Here is a 14,960-nt window from a genome sequence, read left to right on the forward strand (position 1 = left end):
GTCGGGAAACGCCGAGAGGCGGGTCTGATAAGCTCGAAGAGAAGAAAGAACGAAGCGCCCGGAGAGCTTGCGAGAGCGGCTTGAAGGAAGCGTCCGTTCCTTGAGAACTCAACAGCGTGCCAAAAGTCAACGCCAGATATGTTGACATCCCCGGCCTCGATCGTTTGATCGGGGTTGGAGATTCCTTTTGAAGTAAAACACTGGCGAGGACGCAGTGCACGAGGTCACCCTATTCCGGTGGTTGTCGTGCCGCTCAACGCGGGTGTCGACCCGATTACGGGAAAACATTCACGGAGAGTTTGATCCTGGCTCAGGACGAACGCTGGCGGCGTGCTTAACACATGCAAGTCGAACGGTGAAGCCCTTCGGGGTGGATCAGTGGCGAACGGGTGAGTAACACGTGGGCAATCTGCCCTGCACTCTGGGACAAGCCCTGGAAACGGGGTCTAATACCGGATATGACCTTCCTCCGCATGGGGGTTGGTGTAAAGCTCCGGCGGTGCAGGATGAGCCCGCGGCCTATCAGCTTGTTGGTGGGGTAATGGCCTACCAAGGCGACGACGGGTAGCCGGCCTGAGAGGGCGACCGGCCACACTGGGACTGAGACACGGCCCAGACTCCTACGGGAGGCAGCAGTGGGGAATATTGCACAATGGGCGAAAGCCTGATGCAGCGACGCCGCGTGAGGGATGACGGCCTTCGGGTTGTAAACCTCTTTCAGCAGGGAAGAAGCGCAAGTGACGGTACCTGCAGAAGAAGCACCGGCTAACTACGTGCCAGCAGCCGCGGTAATACGTAGGGTGCGAGCGTTGTCCGGAATTATTGGGCGTAAAGAGCTCGTAGGCGGCCTGTCGCGTCGGATGTGAAAGCCCGGGGCTTAACCCCGGGTCTGCATTCGATACGGGCAGGCTAGAGTGTGGTAGGGGAGATCGGAATTCCTGGTGTAGCGGTGAAATGCGCAGATATCAGGAGGAACACCGGTGGCGAAGGCGGATCTCTGGGCCATTACTGACGCTGAGGAGCGAAAGCGTGGGGAGCGAACAGGATTAGATACCCTGGTAGTCCACGCCGTAAACGTTGGGAACTAGGTGTTGGCGACATTCCACGTCGTCGGTGCCGCAGCTAACGCATTAAGTTCCCCGCCTGGGGAGTACGGCCGCAAGGCTAAAACTCAAAGGAATTGACGGGGGCCCGCACAAGCAGCGGAGCATGTGGCTTAATTCGACGCAACGCGAAGAACCTTACCAAGGCTTGACATATACCGGAAACGTTCAGAGATGGGCGCCCCCTTGTGGTCGGTATACAGGTGGTGCATGGTTGTCGTCAGCTCGTGTCGTGAGATGTTGGGTTAAGTCCCGCAACGAGCGCAACCCTTGTTCTGTGTTGCCAGCATGCCTTTCGGGGTGATGGGGACTCACAGGAGACTGCCGGGGTCAACTCGGAGGAAGGTGGGGACGACGTCAAATCATCATGCCCCTTATGTCTTGGGCTGCACACGTGCTACAATGGTCGGTACAAAGGGCTGCGATACCGTGAGGTGGAGCGAATCCCAAAAAGCCGGCCTCAGTTCGGATTGGGGTCTGCAACTCGACCCCATGAAGTTGGAGTTGCTAGTAATCGCAGATCAGCATGCTGCGGTGAATACGTTCCCGGGCCTTGTACACACCGCCCGTCACGTCACGAAAGTCGGTAACACCCGAAGCCGGTGGCCTAACCCTTGGGAGGGAGCCGTCGAAGGTGGGACCAGCGATTGGGACGAAGTCGTAACAAGGTAGCCGTACCGGAAGGTGCGGCTGGATCACCTCCTTTCTAAGGAGCACATGGCCGGTTGCGAGCGAATGTCTCGCACGGTTGCTCATGGGTGGAACGTTGACTATTCGGCACACAGGGTTGGTTGTCTCCTAGTACTGCTTCGGCGTGGAACGGTTTCGGTTGATCTGGTGTGTCGGGCACGTTGTTGGGTCCTGAGGGAACGAGTAATCGTTGTCTCAGTGCCGGTCCCATGCGAGGCGCCCTGTTGGGGTGTTGAGGGTGGGTGTCTGGTCGTTGTTTGAGAACTGCACAGTGGACGCGAGCATCTGTGGCCAAGTTTTTAAGGGCGCACGGTGGATGCCTTGGCACCAGGAACCGATGAAGGACGTGGGAGGCCGCGATAGGCCCCGGGGAGCTGTCAACCGAGCTTTGATCCGGGGGTGTCCGAATGGGGAAACCCGGCAGTCGTCATGGGCTGTCACCCATACCTGAACACATAGGGTATGTGGAGGGAACGCGGGGAAGTGAAACATCTCAGTACCCGCAGGAAGAGAAAACAACCGTGATTCCGGGAGTAGTGGCGAGCGAAACCGGATGAGGCTAAACCGGAGTGGTGTGAGACCCGGCAGGGGTTGCCATTTCGGGGTCGTGGGAAAGTTCTTCAGTCGTCTGCCGGCGGCTGGGTGAGTCAGAAACCGTTGGTGTAGTCGAAGGACATGCGAAAGGTCCGGCGTAGAGGGTAAGACCCCCGTAGACGAAACATCAGCGGCTCACTTGAGCTTCTCCCAAGTAGCACGGAGCCCGAGAAATTCCGTGTGAATCTGGCGGGACCACCCGCTAAGCCTAAATATTCCCTGGTGACCGATAGCGGATAGTACCGTGAGGGAATGGTGAAAAGTACCGCGGGAGCGGAGTGAAATAGTACCTGAAACCGTGTGCCTACAAGCCGTGGGAGCGTCGTTCGTCAGCTTGCTGGCGGGCCGTGACTGCGTGCCTTTTGAAGAATGAGCCTGCGAGTTTGCGGTGTGTAGCGAGGTTAACCCGTGTGGGGTAGCCGTAGCGAAAGCGAGTCCGAATAGGGCGTTTGAGTTGCATGCCCAAGACCCGAAGCGGAGTGATCTAGCCATGGGCAGGTTGAAGCGCGGGTAAGACCGCGTGGAGGACCGAACCCACCAGGGTTGAAAACCTGGGGGATGACCTGTGGTTAGGGGTGAAAGGCCAATCAAACTCCGTGATAGCTGGTTCTCCCCGAAATGCATTTAGGTGCAGCGTCACGTGTTTCTTGCCGGAGGTAGAGCACTGGATAGGCGATGGGCCTCACCGGGTTACTGACCTTAGCCAAACTCCGAATGCCGGTAAGTGAGAGCGTGGCAGTGAGACTGTGGGGGATAAGCTCCATGGTCGAGAGGGAAACAGCCCAGAACACCGACTAAGGTCCCTAAGCGTGTGCTAAGTGGGAAAGGATGTGGAGTCGCAGAGACAACCAGGAGGTTGGCTTAGAAGCAGCCACCCTTGAAAGAGTGCGTAATAGCTCACTGGTCAAGTGATTCCGCGCCGACAATGTAGCGGGGCTCAAGCACACCACCGAAGTCGTGTCATTCACAGAATACGTCCAACGACGCTGTGGATGGGTAGGGGAGCGTCGTGTTCCGGGTGAAGCGGCCGAGGAATCGAGTCGTGGACGGGATACGAGTGAGAATGCAGGCATGAGTAGCGATACAAGAGTGGGAAACTCTTGCGCCGATTGACCAAGGGTTCCTGGGTCAAGCTGATCTGCCCAGGGTAAGTCGGGACCTAAGGCGAGGCCGACAGGCGTAGTCGATGGACAACGGGTTGATATTCCCGTACCCGCTTTGAAGCGCCAACGTCGAACCTCTGAATGCTAAAGCCGTGAAGCCGGCCCGGAGTCTTCGGACAAAGGGACGTGGTGGAGCCGCTGATCCAACAGGGTAGTAGGTGAGCGATGGGGTGACGCAGGAAGGTAGTCCAGCCCGGGCGGTGGTAGTCCCGGGGTAAGGGTGTAGGCCGAGTGATAGGCAAATCCGTCACTCATTAAGGCTGAGACCTGATGCCGAGCCGATTGTGGTGAAGTGGATGATCCTATGCTGTCGAGAAAAGCCTCTAGCGAGTTTCATGGCGGCCCGTACCCCAAACCGACTCAGGTGGTCAGGTAGAGAATACCGAGGCGTTCGGGTGAACTATGGTTAAGGAACTCGGCAAAATGCCCCCGTAACTTCGGGAGAAGGGGGCCATTCCTGGTGATGAGACTTGCTCTCTGAGCTGGGGGTGGCCGCAGAGACCAGCGAGAAGCGACTGTTTACTAAAAACACAGGTCCGTGCGAAGCCGTAAGGCGATGTATACGGACTGACGCCTGCCCGGTGCTGGAACGTTAAGGGGACCGGTTAGCTCTGATTCGTCAGGGCGAAGCTGAGAACTTAAGCGCCAGTAAACGGCGGTGGTAACTATAACCATCCTAAGGTAGCGAAATTCCTTGTCGGGTAAGTTCCGACCTGCACGAATGGCGTAACGACTTCTCGACTGTCTCAACCATAGGCCCGGTGAAATTGCATTACGAGTAAAGATGCTCGTTTCGCGCAGCAGGACGGAAAGACCCCGGGACCTTTACTATAGCTTGATATTGGTGTTCGGTTCGGCTTGTGTAGGATAGGTGGGAGACTTTGAAGCAGCAACGCCAGTTGTTGTGGAGTCGTCGTTGAAATACCACTCTGGTCGTGCTGGATGTCTAACCTGGGTCCGTGATCCGGATCAGGGACAGTGTCTGGTGGGTAGTTTAACTGGGGCGGTTGCCTCCTAAAGAGTAACGGAGGCGCCCAAAGGTTCCCTCAGCCTGGTTGGCAATCAGGTGTTGAGTGTAAGTGCACAAGGGAGCTTGACTGTGAGACCGACGGGTCGAGCAGGTGCGAAAGCAGGGACTAGTGATCCGGCGGTGGCTTGTGGAAGCGCCGTCGCTCAACGGATAAAAGGTACCCCGGGGATAACAGGCTGATCTTCCCCAAGAGTCCATATCGACGGGATGGTTTGGCACCTCGATGTCGGCTCGTCGCATCCTGGGGCTGGAGTAGGTCCCAAGGGTTGGGCTGTTCGCCCATTAAAGCGGTACGCGAGCTGGGTTTAGAACGTCGTGAGACAGTTCGGTCCCTATCCGCTGTGCGCGTAGGAGTGTTGAGAAGGGCTGTCCCTAGTACGAGAGGACCGGGACGGACGAACCTCTGGTGTGCCAGTTGTCCTGCCAAGGGCATGGCTGGTTGGCTACGTTCGGGAGGGATAACCGCTGAAAGCATCTAAGCGGGAAGCCTGCTTCGAGATGAGCACTCCCACCTCCTTGAGAGGGTAAGGCTCCCAGTAGACGACTGGGTTGATAGGCCGGATGTGGAAGCCTCGTAAGGGGTGGAGCTGACCGGTACTAATAGGCCGAGGGCTTGTCCTCAGTTGCTCGCGTCCACTGTGTTGTTCTGAAACAACGACCCCACGCCAGGTCACGGTGTGGTGCGGTTGACAGTTTCATAGTGTTTCGGTGGTCATAGCGTGAGGGAAACGCCCGGTTACATTCCGAACCCGGAAGCTAAGCCTCATAGCGCCGATGGTACTGCAGGGGGGACCCTGTGGGAGAGTAGGACGCCGCCGAACAATTCTTCTAGAAAAGCCCCCCAACCGGGAACGGATGGGGGGCTTTTCTGCGTTTCCGGACAATATTCACCGCACCGTATTCACCGCACGATCCGCCCCAGGGCCGGCCGCTCCCGGTAGAGCGCGATGGCGATGTCCACCAGCGGGACCCGGGGCAGGCCCTCGACCTCGGCGAGGGGAATCCAGCGGGCCAGATCGGTCGAGCCGGCCGTCTCGTTCCGCAGCTCGCCGCCGGCGATCCGGCCCTGGTAGATGATCCGCAGTCCCTGGAAGTCACGCGGCGACGGGCCGTTCACCGGGTCCGGCGGATAGATCACGTGGTGCGAGTCGACGCCGAGCAGCCGCTCCAGCTCGACCAGGTAGCCGGTCTCCTCCTCGACCTCGCGGATCGCCGCGTCGTACGGGTCCTCGCCGTGGTCCAACCCGCCGCCGGGCACGGTCCACAGGCGCTCGCCCTCGTGGGACACCCAGCGCGCGAGCAGGATCCGCTCGTCCTCGACGCAGACCGCGTAGGCCGCAGGACGGACTCTTCGTATGGCATCTGATGGCATGTGAGAAAGCGTAGGGTCCGAGGTATGGAGACCGCCACGAACATCACCTCCGCTGACACCCTCACCGCCGAGCAGCTCGCCGCCGTGCAGGCCGTCCTGCGGGCCGCCGCTGACACGGACGCGCGGGAGGCCGTTTCCGAGGCCGGCCGGCTCAGGCTGCGGGTGGCCGACCCGCGTCCGGGGGTCCGGCACCTGGTGCTGACCGCCGCCGGTGCGCCGGCCGGATACGCGCAGCTCGAGCTCGGGCAGGACGCCTCGCCCGCCACCGTCGAGTTCGCCGTCCTCCCCGACCTGCGGGGGCAGGGCCTGGGCGGACAGCTGGCCGGGGCGGTCCTCGCGGAGGCCGGCTCCGAGCGGGCCGTCGACTTCTGGGCCCACGGTGGCCACCCCGCCGCCCGCCGGCTCGCCGAGCGCTTCGGCGCCGGCCTGGTCCGCGAGCTGCGGCAGATGCGCCGCACCGCGCCGGCCCCGGCCGAGGTCCCGTTCCCCGAGGGGGTCACGCTGCGGACCTTCCGTCCCGGCGCGGACGACGAGGCCTGGCTGCGGCTCAACGCGCTCGCCTTCGCCCACCACCCCGAGCAGGGCTCGTGGACCGCGCGCGATCTGGCCGAGCGGATCGCCGAACCGTGGTTCGACCCGAACGGCTTCTTCCTCGCGGTGCGCGGCGCGGGCACCGCCGAGGAGCGCGTGGTCGGCTTCCACTGGACCAAGGTGCACCCGGCGACCGCCACCGAGCCCGAGCTGGGCGAGGTCTACGTGGTCGGGGTGGACCCGGCCGAGCAGGGCAACGGCCTGGGCCGGGCGCTGACGGCGGCCGGCCTGCGGCACCTGGCCGAGGACCGCGGCCTGCCCACCGTCCTGCTCTACGTCGACGCCGACAACACGGCCGCCGTCCGGGTCTACGAGCGCGTCGGTTTCACCGTTCACGAGGTAGACCTGATGTATCGGGTCACCGAAGGCAAGCCGGTGCGGTAGCGGACCGCATGGCCGACCGCCTCAGCTTTCCTCCTGGCCATGCGGTGTTTACCGTGGATTCAATTGCCGCCGCGAAGATCACAGGATGACGTCCGTAGTGTCTCGCTCCCGCAGCTTGGGCCACACCGCCGGGGCCGGTCGGCTAACGACCGCCCCGCGCGGTCGGCTACGTGCGCTGTGCCCGGTGGACGCGGCAGCCGCCGGGCCGACCAGACGCCCGGACGTCGACCGCTGGAGGAGCTGGAACCCATGACCGTCCCCCGCCCGGTCGCGGCCAAAGAGCCCGAAGCGTCCGACTCGTCAGGAGCCCCCACGATGCCCGAGTCCCCAGGTGTGCCGACCCCGTCCCGCCTGACCAAGGCGCTCGGGGTGGCCCTCGACCAGTTCCCCGACGCCGCCGGCGCCGACGAACTGGACGAGCTGCCGCAGGGGCGTTTCCTGGACCGGGAGCGCAGCTGGCTGGCCTTCAACGAGCGGGTGCTGGAACTCGCGGAGGACCCGGAGATCCCGCTGCTGGAGCGGGCCAAGTTCCTGGCGATCTTCGCGAGCAACCTGGACGAGTTCTTCATGGTCCGGGTGGCCGGCCTGAAGCGCCGGATCGCCACCGGGGTGGCCCAGCGCAGTGCCTCGGGCCTGCAGCCGCGCGAGGTGCTGGACCTGATCTGGACCAGGTCGCGCGAGCTGATGGCGCGGCACGCCGCCGCCTTCCAGCAGGACGTGCTGCCGGACCTGGCGGCCGAGGGCATCGAGGTGGTCCGCTGGGCCGAGCTGACCGAGAAGGAGCAGGCCCGGCTGCACACGCTGTTCCGGGCGCAGATCTTCCCGGTGCTGACGCCGCTGGCCGTGGACCCGGCGCACCCGTTCCCGTACATATCGGGCCTGAGCCTGAACCTGGCGGTGGTGGTGCGCAACCCGGTCTCGGGCCACAAGCACTTCGCCCGGGTGAAGGTCCCGCAGTCGCTGATGCGCTTCCTGGAGGCCTCGCCCCAGCGGTACGTGCCGCTGGAGGACGTGATGGGCGCCCACCTGGAGGAGCTGTTCCCCGGCATGGAGGTGCTGGCGCACCACGCCTTCCGGGTGACCCGCAACGAGGATCTCGAGGTGGAGGAGGACGACACCGAGAACATCCTCAAGGCGCTGGAGAAGGAGCTGATGCGCCGCCGCTTCGGCCCGCCGGTGCGCCTCGAGGTGGAGGAGTCGATCGACCCCTACATCCTCGACCTGCTGGTGCGCGAGCTGAACATCACCGAGGCCGAGGTGTTCCCGCTGCCGGGGCCGCTCGACCTGACCGGGCTGTTCGGGATCGCGGACCAGGACCGCCCGGAGCTGAAGTACTCCAAGTTCGTGGCCGGCACCGCGCGCGGGCTGACCGACGTCGAGTCGGCCTCGCAGCCGGACATCTTCGCCGCGATGCGCGAGCGCGACGTGCTGCTGCACCACCCGTACGACAGCTTCTCCACCTCGGTGCAGGCCTTCCTGGAGCAGGCCGCGGCCGATCCGCACGTGCTGGCGATCAAGCAGACGCTCTACCGCACCTCGGGCGACTCGCCGATCGTGGACGCGTTGATCGACGCGGCCGAGTCCGGCAAGCAGGTGCTGGTGCTGGTGGAGATCAAGGCGCGCTTCGACGAGCAGGCCAACATCAAGTGGGCCCGCAAGCTGGAGGAGGCGGGCTGCCATGTGGTGTACGGGCTGATCGGCCTGAAGACGCACTGCAAGCTCTCGCTGGTGGTGCGGCAGGAGGGCGAGACGCTGCGCCGCTACGCGCACGTCGGCACCGGCAACTACCACCCGAAGACGGCCCGGCTCTACGAGGACCTGGGCCTGCTGACGGCGGACCCGCAGGTCGGCGCCGACCTGTCGGACCTCTTCAACCGGCTCTCGGGCTACTCGCGCCGCGAGTCCTACCGCCGGCTGCTGACCGCGCCGCGCGGGCTGCGGGACGGGCTGATCGCCCGGATCCAGAACGAGATCGCCAACCACCGCGCGGGCCTGCCGGCCTACGTGAAGCTGAAGGTGAACTCGATCGTCGACGAGCAGGTGATCGACACGCTCTACCGGGCCGCGCAGGCCGGGGTGCCGGTGGACGTCTGGGTGCGCGGGATCTGCGCGATCCGCCCCGGGGTGACCGGGCTCAGCGAGAACATCCGGGTGCGCAGCATCCTGGGACGGTTCCTGGAGCACTCCCGGATCTTCGTCTTCGGCAACGGCGGCGATCCCGAAGTCTGGTTCGGCAGTGCGGATATGATGCACCGTAACCTGGATCGGCGGATCGAGGCGCTGGTCCGGGTGGCCGATCCGGCCCACCGGGCGGAGCTGTCCGGCCTGATCGACCTCGGCATGGCGGAGGACACCGCCTCCTGGCACCTGGGTCCGGACGGGACCTGGTCCCGGCGGAGCCATGATGCCGAGGGCCACCGCCTGCGGGACATCCAGGAACTGCTCATCGACTCGCGCCAGCGTCGCCGGAGCGTCACCAGTTCGCTCTGACCATCCGCCTGCTCCTGATCATCCGTCGCCTGCCCTGGGGGAACGGGGAGTACCCACGACATGACTGACGCGCCCATGACGGCTTCGGCATCCACCGCGACCGCCGGGGAGGTTCTCTCCCGCTATCTCACCGAGCAGGCCGGCCTCTTCCTGCGCGCCCTGCCGCAGGCCGTGGGGGAGGCCGGGGCCCGCCCCGGTGCGCTGCCCTCACTGAACTCCACCGGCGGCAGCGCCGGGACCGGCGAGCTGCTGCGCGCGGTGCGGCGGGTCGGCGGTGCGCTGCACACCTTCGGCGCGCTCTTCGAGCCCGGCTGGGCGCACGAGTCGCGCACCGAACTGCGGTGGCTGCTGGGCCTGCTGGCGCAGGAGCCGGCGTTCCTGCGCAGATCGACCCGGCTGCTGTCGGCGCTCGACACGCTCAGCGCCACCGGGCAGGGCGGCGAGCCGCGCGGTCCGGGGATGCTCGCCGGGCACCCGGGGGCGCCGAAGGCGCGGGCGCTGCTGGACCGGCAGCTGACCCTGGCCAGAACCCGGGCGCACAGCTCGGTGCTGCAGGAGCTGCGTTCTTCGCGGCTGCACGCACTGGCGGATCGGATGACCCTGCTGGTCGGCGAGGCGCCGTTGCAGGCGTCGGCGGGCGGCCGGGCCGGGGAGCTGCTGCCGGTCCAGGCGGCGGTGGCGTTCGGCGCGCTGGGGCAGCTGGTGCAGGGGCTGCCGCTGCACCGGGCGGCGACCGCGTACCAGGGGGATGCGCTGCACCGGCTCGGGGCGCCGGTCGGCGAGGCGTCGGTGCCCGCCCAGGGGCGGACGGCGGGGGACGCGGACGGGGCGCTGGCGGCGGATGACTCGCCGTGGCACCGGGTGCGGGTGCTGGTGAAGCGGGCGCGGTACGCCCTGGAGGTGTGCGGCCGGCCGGGGCTCGAGCTGGACGTGCTGGACCAGGTGCTGGACCGGCACCAGGAGGCGGCCGACGCGGCGGTGACGGTGGCGACGGCGGCGCGCACGCCGCGGATCACCCCGGCGACGGCGTACGTGCTGGGGGTGGTGCATGCTGATCAGCGATTGGAGGTCGAGGCGGCCAGGTACGCCTTCGGTCAGCAGTGGCCGACCCTCCCGCACCACGGATGGCATGAATGGGCGAGCGCCTGAGGGCGGAGCGGCAGCCGGACCCCCGGACGGCGGCGGCATTCCAGGCCGCGTCAGGGCCGGACGAGTCGGGCGAGTCGGGCGAGTCGGCCGGGCCGGGCGGTTCGCTGGCCCGTCGGCAGCAGCGGGAGGCGAAGAAGCAGGGGCTGCGGACGGGGGCGGCGCGCACGGTGGCAGACAAGTCGGCAGCACACGAGTCGGTGGGGCACGGCTCGGCGGGCCGGGTCGGCACGGTGCTGGCGGCGGGGGCGGTGCTCTGGCTGCCGGGTGGGCCGCGGCGGGACGGCTCGGGGGAGCGCAAGCCGCGGATCGCGTTGATCCACCGGCCCAAGTACGACGACTGGAGCCTGCCGAAGGGCAAGTTGCGGGCGGGGGAGACACCTTGGCAGGCGGCGCTGCGCGAGGTGGAGGAGGAGACCGGGATGGTCTGCCGGCTGCTGGCGCCGCTGCCCGCGCAGCACTACCTGGCGCAGGGGCGGCCCAAGGAGGTGCGGTACTGGGCGGCGGTGCCGGTGCGCGGGGAGTTCCGGCCGAACCGCGAGGTGGACCGGATGAAGTGGCTGAAGCCGGCCAAGGCGCGGGCCAAGCTGACCCATGCCCGGGACCGGGAGCTGATCGACGCGCTGCTCGTCCAGCTGGGGTGGCCGGCGCACTGAGCGCTGCCGGTACGAACTCCCGTGCCCCCAGTGTTCGTTCCGGTGGCAGCTGGTGGTCAGCTGACCACGTGTCTTGGCCTTATCCTTACCGTGATGCAACCGTGATTACCAGCCGGTGTTTCCTGGCATCCGTCCGAGGTTCACTCTCCGTTCATTTGTGACCGGCTGATGCGTCACCTGGTCCGCTTAGCTTCGGTCCTACCGGAGGGCCGGAGCGGCCCCGGACCAACAGCAAGGCCCGCACATCCGATCGGTCGGACAGACGTGGGCTGTGCCAAAGAAAGGGACACCCCTGTGAAGCTCCAGCGGAACGGCCGCACCAAGGCCCTCGCGATCGGTGCCGTGGCGCTCGTCAGCTCGCTGTCGCTCGCTGCCTGCGGATCCGACAACAACACCACCAAGACCACCAGCGCCGCTTCGGGTGGTGCCTCCAGCGCGGCGGCCATCACCTGTGCCGCGAAGCAGGCCTCGCTGCAGGGCGCCGGCTCGACCGCGCAGGGCAACGCGATCGACGTCTGGAAGGCCGCTTACGGCGACGCCTGCTCGAGCTCGCAGGTCAGCTACAACGGTGTCGGCTCCGGTGCCGGTGTCGCGCAGTTCAACCAGGGCAAGGTCGCCTTCGCGGGTTCCGACTTCGCGCTGAAGTCCACCGACATCGACGCCTCCAAGGCCGTCTGCCAGAACGGTGGCCAGGCCATCGACCTGCCGATGGTGGCCGGTCTGGTCACCCTGGTCTACAACGTCGACGGTGTGAACAACCTGATCCTGGACGGCCCGACCTCCGCCAAGATCTTCGACGGTCAGATCACCAAGTGGAACGACCCGGCGATCGCCGCCCTCAACCCGGGCGTCACGCTGCCGGCCGACGCGATCCAGACCTTCCACCGCTCGGACGACTCGGGCACCAGCTACAACCTGACCTCGTACTTCGCCAAGACCTCGGGCGGCGCCTGGTCCTACCCGGCCAGCAAGACCTGGGCGGGCAAGGGCGGCCAGTCGGCCACCGGCAGCGCCGGTGTCGCGGCCCAGATCAAGCAGGTCAAGGACTCGATCGGCTACGTCGAGCTGTCCTACGCGCAGAACAACGGCCTGAAGACCGCCGCCATCAAGACCGGTGCCAGCAAGCCGGTCGACGCCACCGCCGCCAACGCCGCCATCACGCTGAACAACTCCACCGTGATCGGCACCGGCAACGACCTGGCGCTGCAGCTGGACTACGGCACCTCGGCCGAGAACGCCTACCCGATCGTCCTGGTGACCTACGAGATCGCCTGCGACAAGGGCAACGCCCCGGCCACGCTGGACAGCCTGAAGTCCTTCTTCACCTACATCGCCAGCAACGGCGGCCAGCAGGCCATCGCCGACAAGGGCTACGTCCCGATGCCGAGCGCGGTGGCCACCAAGGTCCAGGCCGCCATCGGCAACCTGAGCTGATCCGCTCACTCGCTTGACCGGTCGGCGGTCCCGCCACGGGGGTACGGGATCGCCGACCGGATGTTTCCACCTCACGTCGATTCGTCCGGGGCACCGCCGCCATGGTGCCGCCCGCTCGCGGGCCGCACCGCCAGACCGGAGTAAGAACCTCATGACTTCCTCCCCACCGCCCGACTTCACCGAGAAGTCCGGGCCCCCCGCCTCCGCCGAGGCCCGCACACCCGCTTCCACCGACCGACCCGGGCAGAGCTCGCTCAAGGGCAACAGCCGCCTGGGTGACGGGCTGTTCTTCGGGCTCTCGGCCGGTTCCGGGATCCTGCTGCTGGTCATCATGGCCGCGATCGCGGGCTTCCTGCTGTTCCGCAGCGGGATCGCGATCAGCAAGGACCACACGAACTTCCTGACCACCTTCGGCTGGGACCCCGACAACATCCTGAAGCCCAGCTTCGGTATCGCGGTCCTGGCCTTCGGCACGATCGTCAGCGCGGCCATCGCGATGCTCATCGCGGTCCCGGTCGCGATCGGCATCGCGCTGTTCATCTCGCACTACGCGCCGCGCAGGATCGCCCAGCCGTTCGCCTACCTGGTGGACCTGCTGGCCGCGGTGCCCAGCATCATCTACGGCCTGTGGGGCGCGCTCTTCCTGGTGCCGCACCTGAACGGGCTGATGAGCTGGCTGAACGAGTACCTCGGCTGGACCTACATCTTCAAGACCACCGACCCCGGTGCCCCCGCGCGCAGCCTGTTCACCGTGGGGATCCTGCTGGCGATCATGGTCCTGCCGATCATCACCGCGGTCAGCCGCGAGGTGTTCCGCCAGGTGCCGCGCACGCACGAGGAGGCCGCGCTGGCCCTCGGCGCGACCCGCTGGGAGGTGATCCGCACCGCCGTCCTGCCGTTCGGCCGTCCCGGGATCATCTCGGCCTCGATGCTGGGCCTGGGCCGTGCGCTCGGCGAGACCATCGCGGTGGCCACCGTGCTCTCCTCCAGCAGCGTGCTGTCGCTGCACATCCTGGACGCGGGCGGTGGCACCTTCGCGCAGAACATCGCGCTGAAGTTCGGTGAGGCCGGCCCGCTCGGCAAGGACGCGCTGATGGCCGCCGGCATGGTGCTGTTCGTGATCACGCTGCTGGTGAACGGTGCGGCTCGGCTGATCATCGCCCGCCGCAAGGAGTACTCGGGAGCCAACGCATGACCACCGCGCCTTCCGTGGCGGACCGCACGCCGGTCCCCCAGCTCAACCACTCGCTCACCGCGGCCCGGCTGCCGCGCTGGGCCCCGGCCGGGATCGCGCTGCTGTCGATCGTGCTCGGCTGCGCGATCGGCGCCGGCGCCGGCCTCAACAGCCACCTGCAGTGGGGCATGCTCGCCGCGCTGCTCTTCGTGGCGGTCACCTTCGGGCTCTCGGCCCGGATCGAGGGTGTCCGGCAGGCCCGGGACCGGATCGCCACCTCGCTGATCTGGGTCGCCTTCATCCTGGCGGTCATCCCGCTGATCTCGCTGATGGCCTACACCATCCAGCAGGGCGCCAGCACGGTGAACGGCGACTTCCTGACCCACTCGATGCGCGGCGTGGTGGCCTCCTCGGGTCCCGGCGGCGGCGTCTACCACGCGCTGCTCGGCACCCTGCAGCAGATCGGCCTGGCCACCGCGATCGCCGCCCCGATCGGCCTGCTCACCGCGGTCTACCTGGTCGAGTACGGCCGGGGCGCGCTGGCGAAGGTGGTCACCTTCTTCGTCGACGTGATGACGGGCATCCCGTCGATCGTCGCCGGTCTGTTCATCCTCTCCGTCTGGAACATCGCACTCGGTTTCCAGTACTCCGGCTTCTCGGGCAGCCTCGCGCTGTCGATCCTGATGATGCCGGTGGTCGTCCGGTCCACCGAGGAGATGCTGAAGCTCGTTCCGAACGAGCTGCGCGAGGCCTCGTACGCACTGGGCGTGCCCAAGTGGAAGACCATCCTGCGGATCGTCCTCCCGACCGCCATCGGTGGCATCACCACCGGCGTGATGCTGGCCGTCGCCCGCATCGCCGGTGAGACCGCCCCGGTCATGATGCTGGTGGGTGTCTGGGACTCGATCAACGCGAATCCGTTCGTCGGACCGCAGGAGTCGTTGCCGGTCTTCATCTGGCAGCAGTACTCCCAGGTCAACAACCAGTACGGCTACGCCCGTGCCTGGGGTGCCGCGCTGGTGCTGATCGCGCTGGTGATGGGTCTCAACCTGATCGCCCGGGGCATCGCACGCTGGCGCTCGCCCAAGGCCGGGCACTGACCGACCGACTGACGTACGAACAGACGAGAGAAG

The 14,960-nt window shown here is 66.1% G+C and carries 8 protein-coding genes and 3 rRNA genes; 10 read left to right on the top strand and 1 reads right to left on the bottom strand.

Annotation, left to right across the window (positions count from 1 at the left end):
• Window positions 1-287 precede the first annotated feature (287 nt).
• From OG403_RS20475 to rrf, 3 genes are all read left to right on the top strand, one after another.
• A 16S ribosomal RNA gene (locus OG403_RS20475) occupies window positions 288-1,809 on the top strand.
• A 273-nt stretch (window positions 1,810-2,082) separates the two neighbouring features.
• Window positions 2,083-5,201: ribosomal RNA gene (locus tag OG403_RS20480) — 23S ribosomal RNA — on the top strand.
• A gap of 83 nt (window positions 5,202-5,284) precedes the next feature.
• Window positions 5,285-5,401 (top strand): 5S ribosomal RNA (gene rrf, locus OG403_RS20485).
• Together the 16S, 23S and 5S rRNA genes form the textbook arrangement of a ribosomal RNA operon.
• Before the next feature lie 80 nt (window positions 5,402-5,481).
• On the opposite strand, the gene OG403_RS20490 is transcribed toward rrf, so the two are convergent.
• The gene (locus OG403_RS20490) at window positions 5,482-5,952 is read right to left on the bottom strand and encodes an NUDIX hydrolase (RefSeq protein WP_329566462.1); all 471 of its coding nucleotides are present in this window, start codon (window positions 5,950-5,952) and stop codon (window positions 5,482-5,484) included.
• Between the two features lie 24 nt (window positions 5,953-5,976).
• Here OG403_RS20490 and mshD point away from each other — a divergent pair, with 24 nt between their 5' ends.
• The 7 genes from mshD (at window position 5,977) to pstA (ending at window position 14,927) form a co-directional block, all read left to right on the top strand.
• Window positions 5,977-6,927 carry a mycothiol synthase gene (mshD, locus tag OG403_RS20495; RefSeq protein WP_329566464.1) on the top strand — a complete coding sequence of 317 codons (951 nt, stop codon included), beginning with the start codon at window positions 5,977-5,979 and terminating at the stop codon, window positions 6,925-6,927.
• 249 nt (window positions 6,928-7,176) lie between these two features.
• Entirely contained in the window at window positions 7,177-9,417 is a 2,241-nt protein-coding gene (locus OG403_RS20500; RefSeq protein WP_329566466.1) for an RNA degradosome polyphosphate kinase, read from the top strand.
• Between the two features lie 60 nt (window positions 9,418-9,477).
• Window positions 9,478-10,566, top strand: coding sequence for a CHAD domain-containing protein (locus OG403_RS20505; protein ID WP_329566468.1), 1,089 nt, complete (start codon window positions 9,478-9,480; stop codon window positions 10,564-10,566).
• A 197-nt stretch (window positions 10,567-10,763) separates the two neighbouring features.
• Window positions 10,764-11,219 (top strand): NUDIX hydrolase, encoded by a 456-nt coding sequence (locus tag OG403_RS20510; protein ID WP_442911080.1) that lies wholly within the window; start codon window positions 10,764-10,766, stop codon window positions 11,217-11,219.
• A gap of 294 nt (window positions 11,220-11,513) precedes the next feature.
• Window positions 11,514-12,653 carry a phosphate ABC transporter substrate-binding protein PstS gene (gene pstS / locus OG403_RS20515; protein WP_329566470.1) on the top strand — a complete coding sequence of 380 codons (1,140 nt, stop codon included), beginning with the start codon at window positions 11,514-11,516 and terminating at the stop codon, window positions 12,651-12,653.
• Between the two features lie 151 nt (window positions 12,654-12,804).
• Window positions 12,805-13,848 carry a phosphate ABC transporter permease subunit PstC gene (gene pstC, locus OG403_RS20520; protein WP_329566472.1) on the top strand — a complete coding sequence of 348 codons (1,044 nt, stop codon included), beginning with the start codon at window positions 12,805-12,807 and terminating at the stop codon, window positions 13,846-13,848.
• Window positions 13,845-14,927 carry a phosphate ABC transporter permease PstA gene (pstA, locus tag OG403_RS20525; protein WP_329566474.1) on the top strand — a complete coding sequence of 361 codons (1,083 nt, stop codon included), beginning with the start codon at window positions 13,845-13,847 and terminating at the stop codon, window positions 14,925-14,927. The genes pstC and pstA overlap by 4 nt, the downstream gene beginning before the upstream one ends.
• Window positions 14,928-14,960: the final 33 nt, after the last annotated feature.

It is taken from the genome of Kitasatospora sp. NBC_01266 (genome assembly GCF_036242395.1).
Lineage (GTDB): Bacteria > Actinomycetota > Actinomycetes > Streptomycetales > Streptomycetaceae > Kitasatospora.

What these genes read in the sequence shown, in the direction of transcription:
- OG403_RS20505 (WP_329566468.1), top strand. Translation starts at nt 9,478, where the DNA reads ATGACTGACGCGCCCATGACGGCTTCGGCATCCACCGCGACCGCCGGG.
- mshD (WP_329566464.1), top strand. Translation starts at nt 5,977, where the DNA reads ATGGAGACCGCCACGAACATCACCTCCGCTGACACCCTCACCGCCGAG.
- pstA (WP_329566474.1), top strand. Translation starts at nt 13,845, where the DNA reads ATGACCACCGCGCCTTCCGTGGCGGACCGCACGCCGGTCCCCCAGCTC.
- OG403_RS20490 (WP_329566462.1), bottom strand. Translation starts at nt 5,952, where the DNA reads ATGCCATCAGATGCCATACGAAGAGTCCGTCCTGCGGCCTACGCGGTC.
- pstC (WP_329566472.1), top strand. Translation starts at nt 12,805, where the DNA reads ATGACTTCCTCCCCACCGCCCGACTTCACCGAGAAGTCCGGGCCCCCC.
- OG403_RS20500 (WP_329566466.1), top strand. Translation starts at nt 7,177, where the DNA reads ATGACCGTCCCCCGCCCGGTCGCGGCCAAAGAGCCCGAAGCGTCCGAC.